The 21,629-nt window shown below is 57.7% G+C and carries 20 protein-coding genes; 19 read left to right on the top strand and 1 reads right to left on the bottom strand.

The features are described from left to right. The 19 genes from KGZ89_09340 to rdgB form a co-directional block, all read left to right on the top strand. Positions 1–418, top strand: a 418-nt coding sequence (locus KGZ89_09340; protein MBS3975051.1) for an RNA ligase family protein, incomplete at its 5' end; no start/stop codon positions are given. Further along, positions 415–3,369, top strand: a complete 2,955-nt coding sequence (locus tag KGZ89_09345; GenBank protein MBS3975052.1) for a DEAD/DEAH box helicase — start codon at positions 415–417, stop codon at positions 3,367–3,369. The genes KGZ89_09340 and KGZ89_09345, both read left to right, overlap by 4 nt. Beyond that, entirely contained in the window at positions 3,366–5,360 is a 1,995-nt protein-coding gene (gene pglZ, locus KGZ89_09350; protein MBS3975053.1) for a BREX-3 system phosphatase PglZ, read from the top strand. Before KGZ89_09345 ends, pglZ begins: the two co-directional genes overlap by 4 nt. After that, positions 5,360–6,121, top strand: a complete 762-nt coding sequence (locus KGZ89_09355; GenBank protein MBS3975054.1) for a hypothetical protein — start codon at positions 5,360–5,362, stop codon at positions 6,119–6,121. The genes pglZ and KGZ89_09355 overlap by 1 nt, the downstream gene beginning before the upstream one ends. 287 nt (positions 6,122–6,408) lie before the next feature. Next, complete coding sequence (locus KGZ89_09360; protein ID MBS3975055.1) at positions 6,409–7,245, top strand: hypothetical protein; 837 nt, start codon at positions 6,409–6,411, stop codon at positions 7,243–7,245. Next, a complete protein-coding gene (locus KGZ89_09365) occupies positions 7,242–7,670 on the top strand; it encodes a hypothetical protein (GenBank protein MBS3975056.1) in 429 nt (142 codons plus the stop codon). Before KGZ89_09360 ends, KGZ89_09365 begins: the two co-directional genes overlap by 4 nt. Before the next feature lie 75 nt (positions 7,671–7,745). Further along, a complete protein-coding gene (locus KGZ89_09370; protein MBS3975057.1) occupies positions 7,746–8,501 on the top strand; it encodes a DUF4388 domain-containing protein in 756 nt (251 codons plus the stop codon). Beyond that, positions 8,498–10,030, top strand: a complete 1,533-nt coding sequence (locus KGZ89_09375; protein MBS3975058.1) for a hypothetical protein — start codon at positions 8,498–8,500, stop codon at positions 10,028–10,030. The genes KGZ89_09370 and KGZ89_09375 overlap by 4 nt, the downstream gene beginning before the upstream one ends. A 68-nt stretch (positions 10,031–10,098) precedes the next feature. Then, on the top strand, positions 10,099–10,479 hold the full coding sequence (locus KGZ89_09380) for a response regulator (protein ID MBS3975059.1): 381 nt from the start codon (positions 10,099–10,101) through the stop codon (positions 10,477–10,479). Between the two features lie 10 nt (positions 10,480–10,489). Beyond that, on the top strand, positions 10,490–12,358 hold the full coding sequence (gene tadA / locus KGZ89_09385) for a Flp pilus assembly complex ATPase component TadA (GenBank protein MBS3975060.1): 1,869 nt from the start codon (positions 10,490–10,492) through the stop codon (positions 12,356–12,358). An 11-nt stretch (positions 12,359–12,369) separates the two neighbouring features. Continuing rightward, positions 12,370–12,876 (top strand): purine-binding chemotaxis protein CheW, encoded by a 507-nt coding sequence (locus tag KGZ89_09390; protein MBS3975061.1) that lies wholly within the window; start codon positions 12,370–12,372, stop codon positions 12,874–12,876. Continuing rightward, positions 12,873–13,427: a purine-binding chemotaxis protein CheW gene (locus KGZ89_09395; GenBank protein ID MBS3975062.1), complete on the top strand. Its 555-nt coding sequence runs from the start codon at positions 12,873–12,875 to the stop codon at positions 13,425–13,427. The genes KGZ89_09390 and KGZ89_09395 overlap by 4 nt, the downstream gene beginning before the upstream one ends. A 24-nt stretch (positions 13,428–13,451) precedes the next feature. Continuing rightward, complete coding sequence (locus KGZ89_09400; protein ID MBS3975063.1) at positions 13,452–14,675, top strand: methyl-accepting chemotaxis protein; 1,224 nt, start codon at positions 13,452–13,454, stop codon at positions 14,673–14,675. Between the two features lie 26 nt (positions 14,676–14,701). After that, positions 14,702–16,966, top strand: a complete 2,265-nt coding sequence (locus KGZ89_09405; protein MBS3975064.1) for a hybrid sensor histidine kinase/response regulator — start codon at positions 14,702–14,704, stop codon at positions 16,964–16,966. A 22-nt stretch (positions 16,967–16,988) separates the two neighbouring features. Then, complete coding sequence (gene cheB, locus KGZ89_09410) at positions 16,989–18,062, top strand: chemotaxis-specific protein-glutamate methyltransferase CheB (protein ID MBS3975065.1); 1,074 nt, start codon at positions 16,989–16,991, stop codon at positions 18,060–18,062. After that, positions 18,034–18,984, top strand: a complete 951-nt coding sequence (locus tag KGZ89_09415) for a glutamate racemase (protein ID MBS3975066.1) — start codon at positions 18,034–18,036, stop codon at positions 18,982–18,984. Before cheB ends, KGZ89_09415 begins: the two co-directional genes overlap by 29 nt. After that, complete coding sequence (locus KGZ89_09420; protein MBS3975067.1) at positions 18,981–19,754, top strand: MBL fold metallo-hydrolase; 774 nt, start codon at positions 18,981–18,983, stop codon at positions 19,752–19,754. Before KGZ89_09415 ends, KGZ89_09420 begins: the two co-directional genes overlap by 4 nt. An 18-nt stretch (positions 19,755–19,772) precedes the next feature. Further along, entirely contained in the window at positions 19,773–20,513 is a 741-nt protein-coding gene (gene rph, locus KGZ89_09425) for a ribonuclease PH (GenBank protein ID MBS3975068.1), read from the top strand. Next, positions 20,497–21,138 (top strand): RdgB/HAM1 family non-canonical purine NTP pyrophosphatase, encoded by a 642-nt coding sequence (gene rdgB, locus KGZ89_09430; protein MBS3975069.1) that lies wholly within the window; start codon positions 20,497–20,499, stop codon positions 21,136–21,138. The genes rph and rdgB overlap by 17 nt, the downstream gene beginning before the upstream one ends. A gap of 51 nt (positions 21,139–21,189) precedes the next feature. Here rdgB and KGZ89_09435 read toward each other — a convergent pair whose 3' ends face one another. Further along, positions 21,190–21,558 carry a PH domain-containing protein gene (locus KGZ89_09435; protein ID MBS3975070.1) on the bottom strand — a complete coding sequence of 123 codons (369 nt, stop codon included), beginning with the start codon at positions 21,556–21,558 and terminating at the stop codon, positions 21,190–21,192. Between the last annotated feature and the right edge of the window lie 71 nt (positions 21,559–21,629).

Consider the following 21,629-nt stretch of genomic DNA (forward strand, 5'->3'; position numbering starts at 1 on the left):
CAAGCTGTTTGAGCATCTTTCCGACCATTTCATACTCTTCGGGGAATGGTGCTATGCCCAGCACTCGGTTTTTTATGACCGTTTGCCGGATTGGTTCCTTGGTTTCGATGTTTATGACAAACGATTTGGCCGATTTCTATCTTCAAAGCGTCGGGATGCTCTCTTTAGGGAAATGTGTGTTGCTCAAGTTCCTGTTCTCGCACTCGGGCACTTCGCATACCCGGAAGTTCAAAAATTCCTATCGACCTCAAAACTCAGTGATCAGCCTGCGGAAGGCATCTATCTCCGATTTAGCCAAGATGACTGGCTGGCGCAACGGTCCAAACTGGTTCGTCCGGCATTTATCCAGGCTGTGGAGCAGCACTGGTCACGCTCCGCCATCAGGCCAAACCGGCTGACACTGGAGCTTCAAGGATGAAATCTCCCAGCGTTGGTCAGGAGTGGCAATACAGCACCGTTCATAACAGCGCATGCAAGGTCATCGAAGAACAGACCTTGTGGGGGCAGGCGGTGTGCCGTGTCTGGTTGCCGAACCAGGACGCGATGGTGCGCGTGCCTCGCTCCGCCTTGCGGCCGCTGAGTGCCGATCTGCAGCCGGAGATCGAGGCTGGACGCATTGCCTATGTGGCCGCCGCAGCCAAGGTGGCCGAGGTGCTTGAAGGCTCTACCAGCGCCACCGAGGGCCATGTATTGCTGGCTCCCATGGAGTCCAACGTCATTCCGCTGCCTCACCAGATCCGCGCCTTGTCACGGGCCATCTCCGGCGACCGCGTGCGCTACCTGCTGGCCGACGAGGTGGGTCTCGGCAAGACCATCGAGGCCGGGCTGGTCATGCGCGAGCTTAAGCAGCGCGGGCTGGCGCGCCGAACCCTGGTCGTCTCGCCAAAAGGCATCGCCACCCAGTGGGTGGCGGAAATGCAGACCCATTTCAACGAACAGTTCCAACTCGTGCTGGGCGACGATATGGCAACGCTTGGTCGCGTTGCCAGTGCGATGTGCGAAGTGCGTAGTGCAGTTTCAGAACAAACGCACCTCGCACCGCGCACTCCGCACTTGCGAAGCAATCCTTGGTTGCTTTTTGACCAAGTGATTGTTTCGCTTGATTCGGTCAAACCCATGGACAAGCGGCGCGGCTGGACGGCCGAGCGCGTTGCCGAATACAACTGCAGCCGGTTCGAGGATCTGATTACCGCTGGTTGGGATCTGGTGATCGTGGACGAAGCGCACCGCCTGGGCGGCAGCACCGATCAGGTCGCCCGCTACAAGCTCGGCAAGGGGCTGGCGGAGGCCGCGCCCTATGTGCTGCTCCTTTCGGCTACACCCCATCAGGGGAAGACCGACGCCTTCCATCGCCTGATGAACCTGCTGGACAACGACGCCTTCCCGGACATGGACAGCGTCTCACGCGACCGGGTGGCTCCGTATGTTATCCGTACTGAGAAGCGCAAGACAATTGATGCCGACGGCAAGCCGCTCTTTAAACCCCGGCGCACGCAGATGGCCCCGGTGGCCTGGGAGAGCCGTCACCACTTGCAGCGGCTTCTCTACGAAGCGGTGACCGATTATGTCCGCGAGGGCTACAACCAGGCCCTGCGCGAAAAGAAGCGCCACATCGGCTTTCTGATGATCCTGATGCAGCGCCTGGTGGTCTCCAGCACCCGGGCGATCCGCACCACGCTGGAACGGCGGCTCGCCGCGCTCAAGGAAGGCGAACAGCAGGTTAGCCTACGCCTGGCGGAACTGGAAAATGGCGTGGATGGATCGGAAAACTTCGACGAGATCTACGACATGGACGGGCAGGAGCTGCTCGATGAGCTGCTGAAATCCCATGTGTCGGCTCTGCAGAGCGAAGGCAGCCATGTTGAGACCCTGCTCGATGCGGCAGTCCGTTGTGAGCAAGCTGGCCCCGACGCCAAGGCTGAGGCGCTGATCGAGTGGATCCACAAGCTGCAAGCAGAGGAAAACGAGCCGGATCTAAAGGTGTTGATCTTCACGGAGTTCGTTCCCACCCAGCAAATGTTGAAGGAATTTCTTGAGGCACGGGGAATCTCTGTGGTCACTCTGAACGGCTCCATGGACATGGAGGAACGTGGGGCAGCACAGGATGCCTTTCGCAGATCGCACCGCGTGCTAGTTTCCACCGACGCGGGCGGTGAGGGTCTGAACCTACAGTTCGCTCATGTCGTCATCAACTACGACATCCCCTGGAACCCGATGCGGTTGGAGCAGCGTATCGGTCGCGTGGACCGTATCGGCCAGCCAAAAACCGTACAGGCGATCAATTTCGTGCTTGAGGATTCGGTCGAGTTCCGTGTGCGCGAAGTGCTGGAGCAGAAGCTCTCGGTGATCTTCGAAGAGTTCGGAATCGACAAGACCGGCGACGTCCTCGACTCGGCCCAGGCCGGTGAGTTGTTCGAGGATGTGTTTGCCTCGGCCATCCTTAATCCTGACGGCATCGAAACCTCCGTCGATCACACGGTGGCCAGGATTCGCGATGAGATACAGCAGGTGCGCGAAACCTCCGCCATCTATGGCATCTCGGAAGAGCCGGATGTACAGGCGGCTGAGCGTTTACGCTCCCATCCACTGCCCCACTGGGTGGAGAGGATGACGGTAGGTTACCTCAATTCGCACGGCGGCGCGGCCAGTCGTAAGCGCTCCTGGTGGGATCTGAATTGGCCGGATGGCCAGGAACATCGCAAGGCCGTGTTCAACGCCCGGGAAGCGGATCGCCTGACCGACGCAACCCTACTCAACCTCGAAAACACTCGCGTCCGTGGGCTGGCCTTGAACCTGCCGCAGATCGTGGCAGGCCAGCCATTGCCTTGCGTAACCGTGAGCGGGCTGCCAGCCAGTATCTCCGGGCTCTGGGGGCTCTTTGAGATCCGCCTTCAGGCCGGAATGCACCAGAAGACAAACCTCCTGCGCATCCCCGTGGTGCGGCGGGGTTATGTCAGTGTGTTCTTGAGCGAGGAAGATAAACTGTTTCTGCCCACAGCCCGGCATATCTGGGATTCGCTGCAGACAGCGGAAGCCGAGGTGCAGGCAACCCTCGATCAGGATGAATCCGTTGCCGCCCACGAGCGTTTACAGATTGCTGCCGAACAGGCCGGACAGGAGCTGTTCGAGGCCCTGCAGCAGGCGCACATCGCCTCTATGGCTCGCGAGGAGGAACGCGGAACCGCTTCATTTGCTTCGCGCCGCAAGGCCATTGAGCGGGTTGGATTGCCGGAGGTGCGGCAATTTAGGCTGTCTCGTTGCGATGCAGACGAATCCGAATGGAGACATGAACTTCAGTCAGCTCGACAGATCGTGCCTGAAATCCGGCCGCTGTTGATGCTGCGGATCATCAAGGGAGGCGCTCAATGAATAGTTGGCGAGACGCCATCCTGAGCGATTTTGTACCCAACGTCAGCAAGTTGACCCTGGTCGCAGATCCTGATGGTCTGCTGACCGAGGAGAAGCTGGCATTGGAGCTTCTAGGGCGCGGGTTCGACCTAATTGAGTTTAGTGACTCGGTCGAATTCAGATACGCCTATGAGTCCAGGTACCGCTCGATCTGGGACCGGGGCGAACACACCGATCTGGTGGTGATTCTCAGGTTGCAAGGTGCCGATCTGGAATCCCTGCCATACGATCTGCTCCAGGCGGGCCGGAAACTATCGTTCAACTTGGGGGATCTCTTTCCCAACCTGAGCTATCCGGTCATTGAAAAGCTCGACAGGAGCTTGCTGGATTCGCTTTTTGAGGCTCAGCGCAAGGCGCCACCAGATCGCATGGGCGACAACGCAACCAAGGATTTCATTCTCCGTCATGTGTTCGGCATTGCGGCGGAGCTGATTAGGGGCGAGGTTGAGCTGCTTCCTGCCCTGCTGCGCCTGCACTACGGCAAGCTTCAGCTACCGTTGATACTGGCCGAGCGGCTCATCCAGGTTCTCAAGGGGCATGATAGGTTCAAAACTTGGCCGCTCTCGGAAATCATTCCGGACGATGAAGCCTTCTTCGCCTTTTTGCAGGAACGCTGGCCGCTATTTCTTTCCAGGCTCGGCAGCGCCAATCAGGTGCGGGAAGATTCGCCGGAATATGGCCTCAAGTATCCCGGCCCTGATAGTCTGCCACTCGACCACCAGGACATTAGGGTTTACATCGATAACCTGTTCCTGGAGGGGAAACTTACCCCTGTCGAGGCCAAAGGCATTGAAGTGGATGCCGGGTCCTGGGTTCGAAGCGGCATCGCCACGTCCGGCGTGGACGATGACGAGCTGAGGATCTCCCGCTTGTTTGACCTTGTTGAGAAGGAGCTGCCCACTGCGGAAGCGCGTTACTTGGATTGGACCGCCTTTGCATTGAAATGGGCTGAGCTGTCTTCGCTGGTTCATTGTGGCAATAGCACCGAGTATCAGAATCGCCTCAGAGAAATCGGCGATGCACTGAACACGACCTTTGCCGGCTGGTTGGCTGATCACTACTCCAGTCTGATCAATTTGCCGCCGAACAATCCGGCCATGCTGCACCATGTGCCGCGTCGCCTGGCTCGGGATATCGAGGATTCCGGCAGTGGCCGTGCAGCGCTGATCGTGGTCGATGGTCTGGCCCTGGATCAGTGGGTGACCATGCGCCAGCTTCTGCAAAAGCAGGATTCCAATCTGGTTATGCGCGAATCCGCGACCTTCGCCTGGATTCCGACGCTGACATCGGTATCGCGACAATCGATCTTTTCGGGCAAGGCACCGCTCTATTTCCCGTCATCCATCAATTCGACCAACAGTGAAGAGAAGCTTTGGAGGAAGTTCTGGGAAGGCTATGGCTTGTCTCGGCTGGAGGTTGTCTACAAGCGCGGCCTTGGCGACGGCGATGCTGCCGGCACCCTCGACTCCGCAACCCACCCGGGGAAGACCAAGGTGGTGGGGCTGGTTGTGGACAAGGTCGACAAGATCATGCACGGCATGCAACTCGGCTCGCCCGGGATGCATAACCAGATCAAGCAGTGGTGCGAAGGTGGGTTCCTAGCAGCCCTAGTCGGCCAACTGCTGGATTACGGCTATGAGGTTTGGCTGACGGCCGATCATGGCAACATCCAATGTGACGGCAAAGGCCGCCCATCCGAAGGTGTGATTGCCGAGACTCGCGGCGAGAGGGTTCGTGTCTATCCCACGCCGGAGCTCCGCGCCCAGGTGGCGGGGGCATTTCCATTTGCCCACGAGTGGCAGCCGATTGGATTGCCAGCAGATTATTTCCCACTGGTGGCTGGCGGCCGCGACGCATTCGTGAACCCGGGAGATGTCATCGTAGGTCACGGCGGTGCAGCCATTGAAGAAGTCATCGTGCCCCTTGTGAAGTTTGAAAGGAGAGCACGGTGATGGGCAAAAGACATGAAGCCATTGGCATCAAGCAGGCTATCCGTTTCGAGTGGATACAGAAAGCACCCAATCTGCTGTTGGCGGGGCTCGACGCCAAAACCATCCGCCAGGAGCTGAATGAGTTCCTCGCGGACAGAAAAGGCAACGGCTCAGAGGGCGAACGAAGCGATCAGACCCGGACATTTGTCGTCAACAATCTGATGAAGATATGGGTCTCTCCTGACCCCGAGCTGATTCCATTCCGGGATGCCTCGCTGGCGTTTCTGCGGGAAAACCCGTCCATGGCTCTGGTGGTCCACTGGGGGATGATCTCGGCTGTCTACCCCTTCTGGTTCAATGTGGCCCGGCAGACTGGCCGCTTGTTGGCCTTGCAGGATCAGGTGACCCAGGCGCAGATCATCAATCGCATGAAGGAACAGTATGGCGACCGGCAAACTATTTTTCGATATGGTCGGTACGTATTACGATCGTTTGTGGCATGGGGTGTATTGCAGGATTCCGAGGCAAAAGGCTGCTACGAGAAGGCCGCTCCTGTGAGCATTGTCGAGCCAAACCTGGCCATCATGATGCTCGAGTCCGCACTCCTGGCCACCCCGGAGGCCAAGGGCGCACTGGGTCTGCTTCTAAACAACCCGGCATTCTTCCCATTCCAGCTTCCAACGATGACCGGTGATTTTGTGTCCCAGCGCAGTGAACGGATCGATGTGATTCGCTATGGACTGGACGATGAGCTGTTGAAGTTGAAGGATCAGCAAAAATGAACATAGCCACCGAACAGATTCCGAGCCCAGCTCGACTCGCCAAGCTCGTTGTCTTTTCTTCACCGCGAACATATAATGCTGGCAGGTAATTTTTCCTGAGGAGGAGACGTAGATGGACGAGCAAGCAGTGGCCCAGACCTTGACAGAGGAGAGCTCGGGCTCCTTGCAGGATCACACTTGTACCGCGGTCATCGACGATATTGTTGCGCAGACTTCCGAAGACGCCTGGGACGCGGAGTAGTCATAGCAGGCTGCTTCCTGGCACTTCCAGCTCACGCGCACGATCGTTGACGCATATCTTGCCGCCTGTCGGCTTTACATTCCTTCCACTGCTGGCAGTCGAGGCTCTAAGGTGGGGCCGAGGTTCCGCGCCGTCGCTTTATGCGGCCGCTTGCAAGCGTCTCGATCTTGACTTTGTGTTTTTGCCGGCGTCTGAACCTTGGGCTAAGGACGCCATCGATTGTGTCATCGCAGCGGGAACCGCCCCATTTTGGGTGGTAAGCGGGCCTTTTGGCGCGGTGGCGAACCGGGATGGCTGGATTGAGTCCCTCCGCGCGACCGAATCAAATCCCCAGATGATCGCCGGCCAGATGGATGCCGTCATGCCGGACCTGCTCGAACAGGCGCTAAGCGGCGCTCGGCTCGGCGCGGCAGCTATAGTTATCGCCGAGGATGTGGCCGGGGCAAACGGCCCCCTGCTCGCTCCCGACTTCGTTCTTCGCGAACTCGTGCCCAGAGCCGGCCGGCTGGCCGCGATCGCGCACAGCCATTCGGTAGCGAGCGTGTTTCATTCGGATGGCGATGTGCGATTCGCGCTTCCCGCACTAAAGCAGCAGGGATTTTCAGCGGTGCACCCTGGCGGACTTTGCCACTCCGACTTCGAAGATTTTACCCGCGAAGCCGCCCTGTTGGATCTTGCGGTTCTCGGCGGTATTGACGGCGAGACACTGCGTTCGCAGGATTTTTCGCCACAAAAGATAAGTGATCGACTCTTGGCTTTGACGCGGTGCGGTAAAGTGCTGATAGCCGATGACGGCGGTATGACCGGCGCCGAAGAACTTGTGAATTTTGAGATTTTTCTGCACGCTTGGCGTGCGACTCAAAGAGATGAGGAGGCGAAGTGAGCAAGTTCGCTCATTTTGAAGCCAAAGGGCCCGCGACTCTTGACAGGGCTCGATACGCGCAAGGCATCGACGCCGTAGCGGCGCTGATCGTGGCGGTGTTGCTGTTTCCGTTCCCAACAGTAAGGGCTTCTGTGGCCTTACCGGTTTTTGTGGCATCGATTATCGTGACCATCCTGGTGATCTACCTGTTGTACTTGACGCTGTTTCTTTCTGTTTGGGGGCGCACGCCGGGTATGTACCTCATGGATCTCGGGATCGACCCGCGTCCAGTCGGGGTCGTCGCCTCGATAAAGTGGTCTTTGGCGATGTTGGCAGGTTTTGTACCCGGATTCTTCTCCAGTGCGATCCTGGATCCGGCAACCGGCTGGGCCGCGAGGTTTTCTCGGCTCGAAACGGTGAGCACCAGCACGCCCAGACAATCTTGAGACAAGCCGAGGGTTTATCTGTTCCGCACTAGTGTCTCGTGCTACGATTTGGCTTTGGAGTGAAAGGATCCACACTTGGCTCTCGAGGGTAACCTCATAGACTTTTCGCTTGAGGACATGTTCAGGCTGCTTGCCGCTGGCAACAAGACAGGCACCTTGTACATGAGTCAAGCAGATGCCGAGGGCAAGATATGCTTCAAGAAAGGTCGCGTCTTCTTCGCGTCGAGCAACTGGAACCGCGAATCTTTGGGTCGCAGGCTCGTAAGCGCCGATGTTATCTCGGAAAAGCAGCTCAGACAGGCGCTTGGGCTTCAGAAGATACAGAAGAAGGAGAAGGCCAACCGCAGGCTAGGTCAGATTCTCGTCGACGAAGGATACCTAGACGGCAAAGTCCTGGAGAACTTCATACAAGACCAGATAAACGACACCTTGTTCGATCTGTTCCGCTGGGAAGAGGGCGATTTGCGCTTCGTGCCCGATGAGGTGTGCGAAGGCGAGGATATCGGCATATCGGTTTCCGTCGAAAACGCCATTATGGAGTCCGCCCGGCGCATGGAACTTTGGGGCAAGATCCGGCAGAAGATATCCGGCTCAGACACGCGATTCATAATGGCCAGCGCTCCGGGCGACAAGTCCATGGAGATTCATCTCAAGCCCAAGGAGTGGATGTTGTTGTGCTATATGCACAGCGGCCGCTCTGTTGGCGAGCTCGTAGAACTCACCGGATACAATGATTTCGAGACCTCGAAGATACTTTTCGGAATGTACTCGGCCGGACTGATAGAGAAGGACGACGCTTCTGAAGAAGAGATGGTGACAGAGCAAACGTGATTGCCGAAGCCGGCGAGGGAATCCCAAAAGACATCACGCACGAGGAGTTCAAGGCCTTTCGGGAGTACATCAATCAGCATTCCGGGATATTTCTCGAAGATCAGAAGATGGACTCCTTGCGTGTTTCGCTTATAACTCGTGCCACCCGGAAAGGGGCCTCATCGCTTTTCGAGTATCTGGAGATGCTCCAGTCGAGCGAGGATGAGTTCAACGAGCTCATGAACCTCATCACTATCAACGAGACGAGCTTCTTTCGATTTCCCCAGCAGTTTGAGGCGCTGCGTGTATCGGTAATACCGGAGATTATCTCCAACAAAGGGGTTTCAGACCGGAGATTCCGTGTCTGGTCGGCGGGCTGCTCTACCGGGGAGGAGCCTTACACGCTCGCGATGACGCTTCTGGATTCAGGCCTTGTCGCCATGGGGTTCACTCCTGAGGTCATGGGGACCGACGTTTCCACGAACGCTCTTCTCAAGGCGAAGCGCGGTGTTTATCCGGCCAAAAGCATTTCCAATCTATCGCCGTCAGTGGCATCAAGGTATTTCGAGTCCGCGCCCCACGGGAACAGGGTTGTCGAGCAAGCGCGAAATATCGTGACATTCCAGTATCATAATCTCATCAAGGAGCCTTATCCTCTGTCCCTGATGGGCAACTGGGACGTGATCTTTTGCCGGAACGTAACTATCTATTTCAGGCTGGAGTCCACTCGCCGAGTAGTTCAGAATCTCTATGACTCGCTAAATCCCGGCGGTTACCTGTTTGTGGGTCACTCCGAGACGCTGGCGGCTATATCCGACCGCTTCGAGCCCGTTGAGGTCGGTGGAGTCTTTCTTTACCGCAAATCGCTCGGTCGGAAATATCGCCTCAGCGAGAAGTTGAACGAAAAATCGCCGATCCGGCGTCCTGCCGGTTTGCCTAAAACGGCCGCTGACGATGATACTCGCCGGCGTCGGATGTTTTCGGACAAGCCTAAAAGCCGCAAGAGTGAGATATCGGCGACTGTAAGCGACGAGGTGAACGAGCTTTTGGCTCTTGCCGAGTCCGCGGCGACCGCAGGAGAGCAAGCCGCAGCTGCAACTTATGCTGCTAAAGTGTTGGATCTTGACTCGAAAAACGTCCGAGCGCTGCTGCTCCTTGCCAATGCGCATGCCGATGAGGGCGACTTAGATTCCGCTTACGAAGAGTGCAAAAGGGTGCTCGCGATCGACCCGCTTTTTGCCGCCGCTCGATATGTGCTCGGCATGATATATCTTAGACGCGATGAAAAAATGCTCGCACTCTCCGAGTTCAGGCGTACTATCTATGTGGATCCCGGGTTTGCCCTTGCGCATCTGAATCTCGGCAATCTGTACCGCTCCATGGGGGCGGTGCAAGACGCATGTAGGGAGTACGAGATGGCGCTGCGCACCATTTATGAGAATCCGGAAGGAGACTGGGTGAAATTCATGGGCGGATTCAAGCCTGATTTGCTGGCTAAAACCATAGAGCGCAGTCTGGTAGAGTGTCGGAAGGGCACGCTTGATGTCTGATCTGAGTATATGTCTAATGGCAGCAGGCGGCTGGAATGCAATGCCTGAGATAGAGGGGAGTTACGGGAATGGCAAACGCTAGAATACTGGCGGTGGACGACAGCCCAACGATCCTTGAGATGATAAAGGCGATATTGATCGCCGGCGGACACGATGTCATCACCGCTGTCGATGGTGCGGAAGCGCTGGAAAAGGCGCGCGCCGAGATGCCCGATCTGATCCTGCTCGATGTCATGTTGCCCAAGCTCGATGGCTATCGAGTCTGCCGGCTACTGAAGTTCGACGCGAAGTACAAGTCGATCCCGATCATCATGCTCACCGCGAAGACCGAGGAACAGGCGATGGCCACCGGAATCAGGACCGGCGCCAATCAGTACCTGACCAAGCCCATAGAGCCCGAACGTTTGCTTCAGGCCGTTGCCGAGGAACTGGCGAAGGCGAAGGGTTAGGACGGCTTACATGGCGGAATCTCTCACTTCCAAGGTGCTCGAAGCCCTCGAAACAGCGGGCTTGATTTCGGGCGAACAGATCGAAGGCGTCATCGCTTCTGCCTCGGCCAGTGGTCGTAGTGCAGGGCAGCTTTTGATAGATCAAGGCCTGGTTACCGCCGCCGATATCGAAAATGTGCTGGAAGACGCATTTGGGACACCACGAGTCGATCTGTCCAGTTACACCCCGGACGAAAGTGCGCTGAACATCGTCCCGGCCGATATAGCCCTGTCCTACAGCGTACTGCCGCTATTCGAGATAGAAGGCATGCTTACAGTGGCCGTAGGTCAGGCCGTCGATGTTTTTCTCCTGGACGACCTTATGTCGAAAGTGGGAGCGGAAATCGAGGTTGTGCTTGCGGATCCCACTTCGATCCTGGCGGCTCTAGCGCAATACTATGATGTGCCTCAAGCGGCGGTTCCCGAGGCGGAAGAGCCTGCTATAAGCGCCGAGGACTTCTTCGAAGCTCCCTTCGGCGAGGCTGTTCCGATCGCTGCCGAGGCTCCTGCTGCTGTCTTCGAGTCAATCACTGCCGAGGCACCCTCTGCTGTTTTCGATTCAATCGGCGCCGATCCACAGGGCGAAGTATTCGCCGAGGTCGCTCAATCTATCGAGGAGATCGTGGAAACCGCCCCTTCGGTGGAGCCGTCCGCAATCGACCTGGATGTGCTTGCGTTTGCGGATGCGGGCAAGGTGGCAGTGCTCGTCTCCGACATCCTCGCCCATGCGGTTGGCAAAGGCGCCAACAGAATCCAGTTGTTGCCATACAAGGGCGATTTTTTCCTGGTCTACAGGGTCCAGGGCCGCCTGGAGCGGGTGGCCAGTGCGCCGCTGTCCTTGCAAGGAGCGCTCGTCGACGGCATCAAGGCATTTGCCAGGCTATCATCGGTTCACTCTTCGCATCCGGCGCTCGGTCGCGTCAGGGCCAACATTGGCGAGAAGGAGCTGATCGTTACAGTCTCGGTGGTTCCCACTATCGCCGGTCAGCGACTGGTGATCTCGCTGAGCAGCGGCCGTTCGGCGCTACGCGGGCTCGGAGAGCTCGGCATGAACGAAGCCGAGACACGCGCCCTTCACGCCATGGTGGAGCGTGGCCGAGGAATACTGCTTGTTTGCGCGCCCGTCGCCGGCGGTCGCTCGTCTACCTACTACGCATTGCTGCAGCACGCCGCCCAGGCTGGCAAGACAGTCTATTCGGTCGAGCGTTCTATCGAACACGAAATCCCCTCTGTGGCCCAGGTTCTGGTGAATCCGGGCGCGCCCATAGGTGCCGAGTCGTATTTTGCGGCAGGCATGCGCCAGGACACGGACGTCATGGCAATAGACCCGATGCAATCAGTGGAAGACGTCCATCTCGCCGTCGAGGCTGCTGGTCTCGGCAAGCTGGTTATAGCGACGTTTTCTGGCGGAGATATCGTCTCGGGAGTGCGCCGAATGCTTGACCTGGGTGCGGAGCCCGTCTCGCTGGCGGCGGCGCTGACCCTCGGTGTTGGACAGCGTCTGGTGAGGAAAAATTGCCCGCAGTGTTCGGTGGAGGTTTTTGCCGGAAGCGTGACGGATGTTGTTCCGGATATCTCATCGAATCGGGCTATGAAAGGGGTCGGATGCGCGGCGTGTCTCAACACTGGCTTTCAGGGTGTCACCGGGATATTCGAGGTGCTGCCCTTCACCGAGCAGGTGAGGGTTCCGATCGCCAGGGGGCTCTCCGCCGATGAGATTCTTGCGGTAGCGAAATCCGCCGGGATGAGACCGATGATCACCGCTGGCGCGCTCAAAGTCGCCGAAGGTTTGGTCAGCCCTGAAGAGCTTGATCGTGTGATGCGGTTTTCCAATGGGTAGGCGGTGAACCGTTGACAAAGCGCTCGAAAAAAACGGGGTCTGCGGCGGCGGAGGATTTCACGCAGCAAACAACCGCACACATAGAGCGTATCGTGGTTTTTAAGCTCGACTCCCAGCGCTACGGGCTTGCAATTGAGAAGGTCCAGGAGATTCAGCAGATCGTCGAGGTTTCCAAGGTTCCAGGCGCTGACGCGTCGCTGATTGGGATGATGAATCTCAGAGGGCAGGTGATTCCTGTCCTGGACATGCGGGCGCTTATCGATCTACCTGCGAAGTCTTACCATATCGACACTCCGATGATTATCTGCCGCACTAAAGAGACTCTCGTAGCGTTGGTGGTGGATGAAGTCGAGGACGTGCTGCTTGTTCCACCTGGGGCTTTGGCGCCAGCTCCCGATTTTCACAATCTCGCCGAACGACTACTGGGTGTTTGCCGCCTGGACAACGATATGATCTTTCTTTTCGATGTTGATCGTCTTGTCACTTCGGTCGATATTGATATGGGTGAGTGCAAATGACAGATAATGTAGGCTCAGGCCTTTGGCTGGAAGGGTCCAGCGCTGATGTGGCTGATGTGCTACGTCAAAGGGCCGAATCCTTGGCGCAGGAGTCTATCGATGAGGTAAAGCTCGATCTGGTTGGGCTGCTCCTTTTCAGGCTGGACGAGGAGTGGTACTCGGTCAAGGTTCAAGACGTTCGAGAGATATACCGGGAGTACAAGATTGCGCCGATACCATGCACGCCACCTGCAATTCTGGGTGTGGTAAACATTCGGGGCGAGATGATATCCGTGACCGATATTTCGAAGCTGTTGGGGTTAGAGCGAAGCGCAATGGGATTCACTCTTGCGCCCGCTATCGTGATACACGACAAGGAAGTCGCTACAGCAATTGTTGTAGAGGAGATAGGCGATATTGTTGAGGTGCCGCAGGAAAACATTGAGCCCCCTCTGTCCACCATCGACAAGGTCAGCGCTCAACTCATTATCGGCTCGGTGCATCTCGATGGAAGGCTGATAGGAATCATCAACGTGAGCAGCATTCTTGAGCCGATAGGTTCAGCGCAATAATAGCCGTCAAGAAAGGCCAGTGAGATGTCGAAGTTCATAATGTCGATCAGAAGCAAATTTCTCTACAAATATTCTCTTGTGAATGCCGCGGTGATCTTGGCGTTCATGATATTGCAGTGGATGATCGGCTGGTTTATCTTTCGCGACAAGCTAGGCCCTGTCGAGGGGCTGTTGGAACACTTGGTGATTTTGGCCGGGGCAATGGTTGTACTCGGAGTCGCCTGGCTCGCCGTGTTCCTCGCGGTCGGCCAAAGGTTCATGGCGCCTTTGGATAAGGTGGTGGAAAGCGTAAAGGCTTCTTGCCAGGGCGAGATAGGCCATAAGGTCAATGTAGACTCGCCGGATGAGTTTGGGGTTTTGGCCAAGTCCTACAATCAGATGCTCGATCTGATCGTCTACCTCATCAGGCAGACCCAGGAATCGTCTACGCGCTTAGCCCAGTCTTCCAATGACATCCTTTCAGCAACGGAGCAGCAGGCATCCGGCTCGGCCGAGCAGGCCGCCTCAATCAGTCAGACCACGGCCACAATGGAGGAGCTGGCAGCCACATACAGGCAGATAGCCGACAACGCCAATCAGGTTGTCAATATGGCCGAGGCCTCTTTGGGTAGTGCCGAGTCAGGACAGCAGGCTGTCTTCAACTCGCTGGGAGCGATGGAGCAGATAAAGGCACACAGCCAGAACTCGGCGAATAAAATTCTTCTGCTCGGAGAGCGCAGTCAGCAGATAGGGCAGGTACTCGGCATCATCAACTCTATCGCGGATCAGACAAAGATACTCGCCTTGAACGCCGCCATCGAGGCAGCTCGAGCCGGTGAGGCCGGAAAGGGTTTCTCTGTGGTGGCGGCCGAGATCAGAAAACTCGCCGAGTCGGTCGTAAACTCCACGGGCGAGATTTCGCAGATCATGACCGAGATACAAAGTTCGGCAAACGAGCTAGTCTTGGCTACCGAGCAGGAGATGAAACAAGTTCAAAACGGCGTCGACTTGGCGCATGTTACCGGAGAATCACTTGAGCAGATACTTGAGATGATCGAGCAGACCACGGTGGCTGCTAAAGAGATATCCGCCGCCACCCAGCAGCAGAAGAGCGCTACAGAGCAGGTAGTGAAGGTGATGCGCGAGGTCGCCGCGGTAGCGCAACAGACAGCGGCGGGCGGCCGGCAAGTGGCGGCCACTGCGGAACAGCTGGCGATGATCGCCAAGGAGTCCAGTCAGGTCGGCGCCGCGTTTAAGATCGTCGGCTAACCGGTCGCACTTCAAGGAGAGTACTAATGGTCGAATTTGACCGTAGCGCGTTCATATCGAAGTTCCAGGAAGAGGCCCAGGAGCTTCTCCAGCGACTCAACGAAGGTGTCATTTCGCTTGAGGCATCTCCTGATGACGCGGCCCTGCTCGATCAGATGCTTCGGGATGCCCACACACTAAAGGGATCTTCGCGGATGGTCGGACTCCTTGAGATTTCCGATGTTGCCCATCGGCTCGAAGACATTATGGTCAAGATCAGGGAAAAAGAGATCGCTTACACGCCAAAGCTCAGCGATTCTTTTTTCGAGGCACTCGATGCCATTGTGTATCTTGCGGACAATGGCGGAAAAAACATCGATGACATGCTGGATCTTGCCGATCTACAGGTGCGATTGACCAAAGTCGCCGAAGACGAACCGACCCAGCCGAAGAAAAAGGCGCCAGCCAAGCGCGGAAAAAAATCCCCCGACAGGCCTGTCGAGGATCCCCCAGAGGTGCTCCCGGAGGGCTCTGGGGCTCCGAGCAAGCGTGATGACAAGCTGCAGGCTAAGGCCCATAACACGATCCGGGTCAAAACATCCCAGGTAGATCGGTTGCTCAACCTCATCAGCGAAATCGTGATCTCCCAGATCAAGGAGGAGCAGCGGATCGTTGAGTTACGGCAGGGCAACAACGAGCTCAATGAGCTTTGGCAGTCCTGGGTCAAGATAAAATCGCAGCTCACGTCGCTGGAAATCGAGAACGAAGCAATGGTGGCGTTGCTGGAAGAGTGCAACAGGATGGACTCACTGCTTGCAGAGCGTCGACGTTCTGACGGCATTTTTCTGAAGAGCTTCGCGGAGGACGTTGCGCGGGCGTCCGTGGTTGTCTCGGAGCTTCAGGAGCAAGGAATGCGAGTTCGCATGCTGCCTGTCTCGACGATATTTCAGACCTTCCCGCGCGCCATGCGCGACCTTGCGAAATCCTTCAAAAAGGATGTTGAACTGATCATTGAGGGTGAGGACACAGAGCTTGATAAGAAGGTTCTGGAAGAGATAAACGATCCGCTGATTCACATCATGCGCAATGCGGTCGACCATGGAATCGAACCGCTTGAGGTTCGTGAAGCTTTGGGCAAACCCCCAAAGGGCACGATACGCATGACGGCTCACCAGGAGGGCGACCGCATCGTTATCGAGGTAGCCGATGACGGCGCCGGTGTTGATCCTGCGAGAGTCAAGGCCGCGGCGGTGCGCAAGGGGTACCTTTCCCAGAATGAGGCGGACGCAATGTCCGATCGCGAGGCGATATATCTCATCTTCGAGAGAGGTTTTTCGACAAGCTCGATCATTACCGAGATTTCCGGCCGCGGTGTGGGTATGGATGTAGTGCGCGAGTTCATCGTCGAGAAGCTCAAAGGCTCACTCGACGTCAACAGTAAGCTCGGCGAAGGCAGCGTCTTCAGGCTTACGATTCCGCTCACTCTCGCGATTATCCGGGCGCTGATTATGAAGGTGGGCGACCAGGTCTTCGCGCTGCCGACAACAAGCATCGAAGAGACTTTGCGGGTGACTCCATCGGAGATCATCAAGGTTGAAGGCCGTGATGTTATCCGGCGCCAGCGTCGCACGATACCACTAGTGCGCCTGGGGGATGTTCTCGGCGTGCCGCACAAGGGGCCGAAGGGCCTGAAGACGCCGATTGCGACGATTGGCTTTGCGGGCCACAGAATCGGTCTTGTCGTCGACGCTCTCATCGGCGAGCAGCAGATCGTCATCAAGCCTTTAGGCTCGCACCTGCGTAAGGTCGACAACGTCGCCGGGGTTACCGTTCTTGGCGCGGGAGATGTGGTTCCGATACTCAACGTGCCTGATCTGATGGATCGTGCGAGGCGGCGCTCGGGTGCAAAAGTGGTCTCTGCCGAGGAGTCGAAGAGACAGGGTCCCAAGCGCGTGTTGATATGCGAGGACTCCTTCACCACCCGTGAACTGGAGCGCTCGATCTTTGAGGCTGCCGGATACGAGGTTGAAGTTGCCCTTGATGGCGCGATGGGCCTTGCGAAGCTCAAGGAGGGCCTCGCTGTGGACGCGGTTGTGACCGACGTTCAGATGCCCAACATGACGGGGTTCGAGCTGACGCGCGCGATCAAGGCTGATCCGGCGCTCGCAAGGATTCCCGTCATCATCGTGACGTCGCTCGAGCGCGATGAGGAGAAGGCCGAGGGTGCCGAGGCAGGCGCTGACGCCTATATCACGAAATCCGTTTTCAATCAGGATACCCTGCTGGATACCGTTGATCGCCTGATCCGCTGATAGAGGGTCGGGAAGGAGCGCAGTGACTACCGATTCTCGAATAAGAGTGCTGATTGTGGATGACTCGCTTGTCGCCAGGGAGATGCTGACGCAGATTCTCTCTTCGGACCCGGGAATCGAGGTCATCGGCGAAGCTAAAAACGGCCTTGAGGCTATCGCTAAGGTTGCGGAGCTTCGTCCTGATCTGGTGACGATGGATATACATATGCCCAGATGTGACGGCCTGAAAGCCACCGAGCAGATCATGGCGTACACCCCGACTCCGATTCTGGTGGTCTCTTCCTCGGTGTACGGGGAAGGAATGGGGCGCGCTTTCGACGCGCTGGAGATGGGTGCGCTGGAGGTGCTAAAAAAGCCTGAGCCCAGAGATTGGGCGCACCTAGAAAATATCGGACGCGAGGTAATCCGGAAGGTAAAGATACTCGCCCGCGTCAAGGTGATCACTCACATCAGGGGCAGGCGAACGGAGTTGCACCCGACCAGCCCAATCGAGATTTCCCCAAAGGCCGAGAGGGGCGGCGTATCACTTGTAGCGATCGGCTCTTCCACAGGCGGGCCATCAGCGCTTCTTTCCATCCTCGGCAGGCTGCCGAAGGAGCTTCCGGTGCCGATCGTCATCGCTCAGCACATCGCCGAGGGGTTCATACCCGGCCTTGTGAGCTGGCTGAACGCAGGGTGCAAGATCGATGTTCGGGAGGCTCGCGATGGGCAAAACGTCGAGGCGGGAGCGGCCTTCATAGCTCCTACGGGAACCAACCTGTCGATGGATGGGCTCACGATGAGGTTCACCAACCCGCTCTCAGGTCAGCTCTATGTGCCCTCGGCGGATACCCTGTTCGAGAGTGTGGCAACCTCGATCGGGCGGAACTCGCTTGGCGTCATCCTGACGGGAATGGGCGCGGACGGGGCCAAGGGATTGAAGCTGCTACACGATACCGGTGCCGCGACGATAGCTCAGGACGAGAGCACCTCGACGGTTTGGGGTATGCCAAAGGCGGCCGTTGAGCTCGGCGCCGCGCGCGTTGTGCTGCCGATCCACGATATCGCCGAGAAGATGATTGAGCTGATTGCGGAGAGTAACGGCAGTGCGATTTGACAATAGGCCGATAGGTGTCTTCGATAGCGGACTCGGTGGCCTGACGGTAGTCAGGTCGCTCATGGACGCGCTACCGGACGAATCGATCCTGTACTTTGGGGACACGGCAAGATGCCCTTACGGTCCGAGAGACTTAGGCGAGGTCAGGCGGTTTGTACTCGAGATCGGCTCCTGGTTGGTTTCCCGCGATGTCAAGCTGATCGTCATGGCGTGTAACACCGCTACCGCCGCCGGTCTGGCGTTGGCGCAGCGCGCGTTTGAGGTTCCAGTGGTCGGTGTGGTCGAGCCTGGCGCGCGCGCGGCCGTGCATGCGACGGCAAATCGCAAGGTGGGCGTGATCGGCACACAAGGCACCATAGACTCCGGCGCTTACAGCCGAGCGGTACGGGCGCTTGACGCGGGAGTGACGGTGTTTTCAGTGCCCACGCCAAAGTTTGTCGATGTGGTGGAGTCGGGGCTTCGTATGGGCCCGGGTCCGCTAGAGCAGGAGCTTTCCGAGCTAACGGACGTGTTCATCCGCCCGTCCTTTTACGAGATCGCACGCGATTACCTAGATCCTTTGAAGCGCTCGGGAATCGACACGCTGGTTCTTGGCTGCACGCATTTCCCGCTGCTGAGATCGGCGATTCAGCAAGTGGTTGGACAAAGTGTTCAGCTGATCTCCTCCGATGAGGAAACGGCGAGAGAGGTCGCGGACAATCTGAAGCGCCGCGGTCAGCTTGTTTCGGCAGGCCAGCCGCGCGAACTTCACTTCGCGACCACCGGGGACGCTTGCGAGTTTGCGCATCTCGGCTCGCGCATACTTCGAGTTCCTGTCGCGGGCGTTGAGCATGTTTCGATAGAGACACTGAGTTCGCTGCTATCATCAGGGGAACTTTCGTTTCTGGCTGACGGCGAAGCCGTCGAAGGAGGAGCTTCATGAAAGTGACCGTGCTGGGTTCATCGGCGTCTTATGCTGGTGCGGGGCAGGCGTGCTCCGGTTACCTGGTTGAGCACGATGGCACCAAAGTGCTTATGGATTGCGGAAACGGCGTTATCGCGAATTTGTGCGAGATTGCCGATCCAGTCACTCTCGACGCGGTCGTGATCACCCATGGGCACCCCGACCACTTTCTCGACATCTACGCGCTGCAGGCGCTGCTTCGATACGCGCCACAAGGCCCCGCTTCGCCGTTGCCGCTTTGGCTGCCGGAAAGCCTCTTTGAGCAGATGGGGTGTTTGCTTTCGGAGAGGGGCCGCATTGAACTTGCCGAGGCGTTTATCGTCCATGAGCTTATCGCCGAGCAAGTCGTCAGGATCGGGTCGCTTGCCATCACTCCGCTGCTTGTCGATCACGCCGAGACTACCTTTGCGCTCTCGGTCGAATCGCCCGATGGCGCCCGGGTGTGCTACACCTCGGACACGAAGGCGGGCGACGCGGTATTGCGGGCCGCGCGAGACGCTGACCTCCTGATCGCCGAGGCGACCATGCCCGAAGAGTACATCGGCCGCGCCCCGCACATGACAGCCCGCGAGGCCGCCGAGATTGCCCGCGCTGCCGGCGCCGGCAGACTGGTCCTCACGCACATATGGCCCACAAATGATCGCGAACACATGTTGCGAGACGCGATTGAGATCTTCGGCCCGAATTCATCGATAGCAAAAGAGTTTGATATCTACGAGCTGGACTCCACCGCTTTGCGGACAACCTAGAAGGAGACACGCCTGATGATGAGATTAGACGGACGAGCGCCCGGCGATTTGCGCCCGATCAGAGTCACCCGCCGCTATTTGCGCTACGCGCACGGCAGCTGCATGTTCGAGCTCGGCGATACGCGTGTCCTCTGCGCGGCTTCGATACAAGAAGGAGTGCCACCGTGGCTCAAAAACCAGGGGAAAAGCTGGATTACCGCCGAGTATTCGCTGCTGCCCGCTTCGACGCACGTTCGCACGAGGCGTGAGTCGACCTCCGGAGGCCCGAAAGGGCGCACGCATGAGATCCAGCGCCTTATCGGCAGGTCACTGCGGTCTGTTGTGGACCTCAGAGGTTTCGGCGGCGAGTATCTTTTGAGCGTGGATTGCGATGTGATCCAGGCCGACGGGGGCACGCGAACCGCGGCGATAACAGGCGCGTTCATCGCTCTTCACGATGCCTTGAGCACCTGGCGCGATGCGGGGAAAATCACCGAGCTTCCGCTCTTTGGCCAGGTCGCCGCCACCAGCGTCGGGATGGTTGGAGGGGAGATCGTGCTCGATCTCGATTACGCCGAGGACTCGACCGCCGAGATCGACATGAATGTCGTGATGGACTGCGAAGGGCGCTTCATCGAGGTGCAAGGCACCGGCGAACAGACGCCCTTCGACCGCGCGAAACTGAACTCGATGCTCGATTTAGCGGTAGTCGGGATCGACAGGATAGTGGCGCTTCAGCGCCGGATTATCGAAAGCGATGACGATGTCTTCGAGCTGTGATAGGCCTCTTTGCGATGGCGAGCGACTCCGGCGTGTCATAGTGGCAACCGGCAACCCGCACAAGGTAGATGAGATCAGGGCCGCCTTACCCGACTCCGGACTCGAGTTTGTCGCAGCTGCCGAGGCCGGAGTGTGGATCGAGCCGGAAGAGACGGGCGATACCTTCCTCCAAAACGCTCGCATCAAGGCGAGAGCCGCTTTCGAGCTCTTCGGATGCGGTGCGCTTGCCGATGATTCGGGGCTTGAGGTAGACGCGCTCGACGGCGCGCCCGGGGTCCGCTCGGCGCGCTACGCGGGAGAGAAGGCCAGTGACGCCAATAACAACACAAAGCTCCTCTCGGCGCTTCAGGGTGTGGCTGCCGAACAGCGAAAGGCGCGCTTTCGTTGCGTCATCGTGCTTATCGCCGAGGACGGCTCGGAGGTGGTGGCGGACGGCGCCTGTGAGGGTAGCATCGGGTTTTCGCCGCGCGGTGACAAGGGGTTTGGGTACGACCCGCTCTTTCTGCCCGCCGATGCGTCCGGCCGGACGATGGCTGAGCTTTCGCTTGCGGAAAAGACCGCGATTTCACATCGAGGCAGGGCACTGGCCGCGCTGCAGGAGAAGATCACAGGTCAGCTCAGGTAGAGATTCGAGCGCCTCGGCGATCTTCTCGAGCAGGGGCGTTAGTCAGTCCGATTAGAGGATGGCTTCGGAGATCAACTTGTCAAGGCGACGGATATCTACGCCCTTGTGGAGGTTGATCTTTATGTGGCCAACCCTGGTCCAAAGTTCCACCTCCGAGTTGAAGTCGAGCAGTCCGCGGCCGTTCTCGGAAGACCACATCATGATAGAGGAGTATGGCAGGGAGTAGATTTCGACCTTTTTGCCGGTCAAGCCCTGGGCGTCTCTGACGATCAGTCGCTTATTGGTGAAGATCGCGGAATCCCGAAAGGTTTTGTAGGCTGCGACAGCGCTCTCACCAGCAACTAGCAAGTCGTTAATGTCATCTGGAATCGGGCACTCGTCAATGAATGTCCAGGCTAAAATCGAGGCAGTCTCAGGCATCGCACGGCTCCTCCAGTTTCGTCGAATGCAGGGAAGTTGATAATACACTATCGACTAGAGCGGGCATCGGC

Source organism: Actinomycetota bacterium, assembly GCA_018334075.1.
Lineage (GTDB): Bacteria > Actinomycetota > Coriobacteriia > Anaerosomatales > UBA912 > JAGXSC01.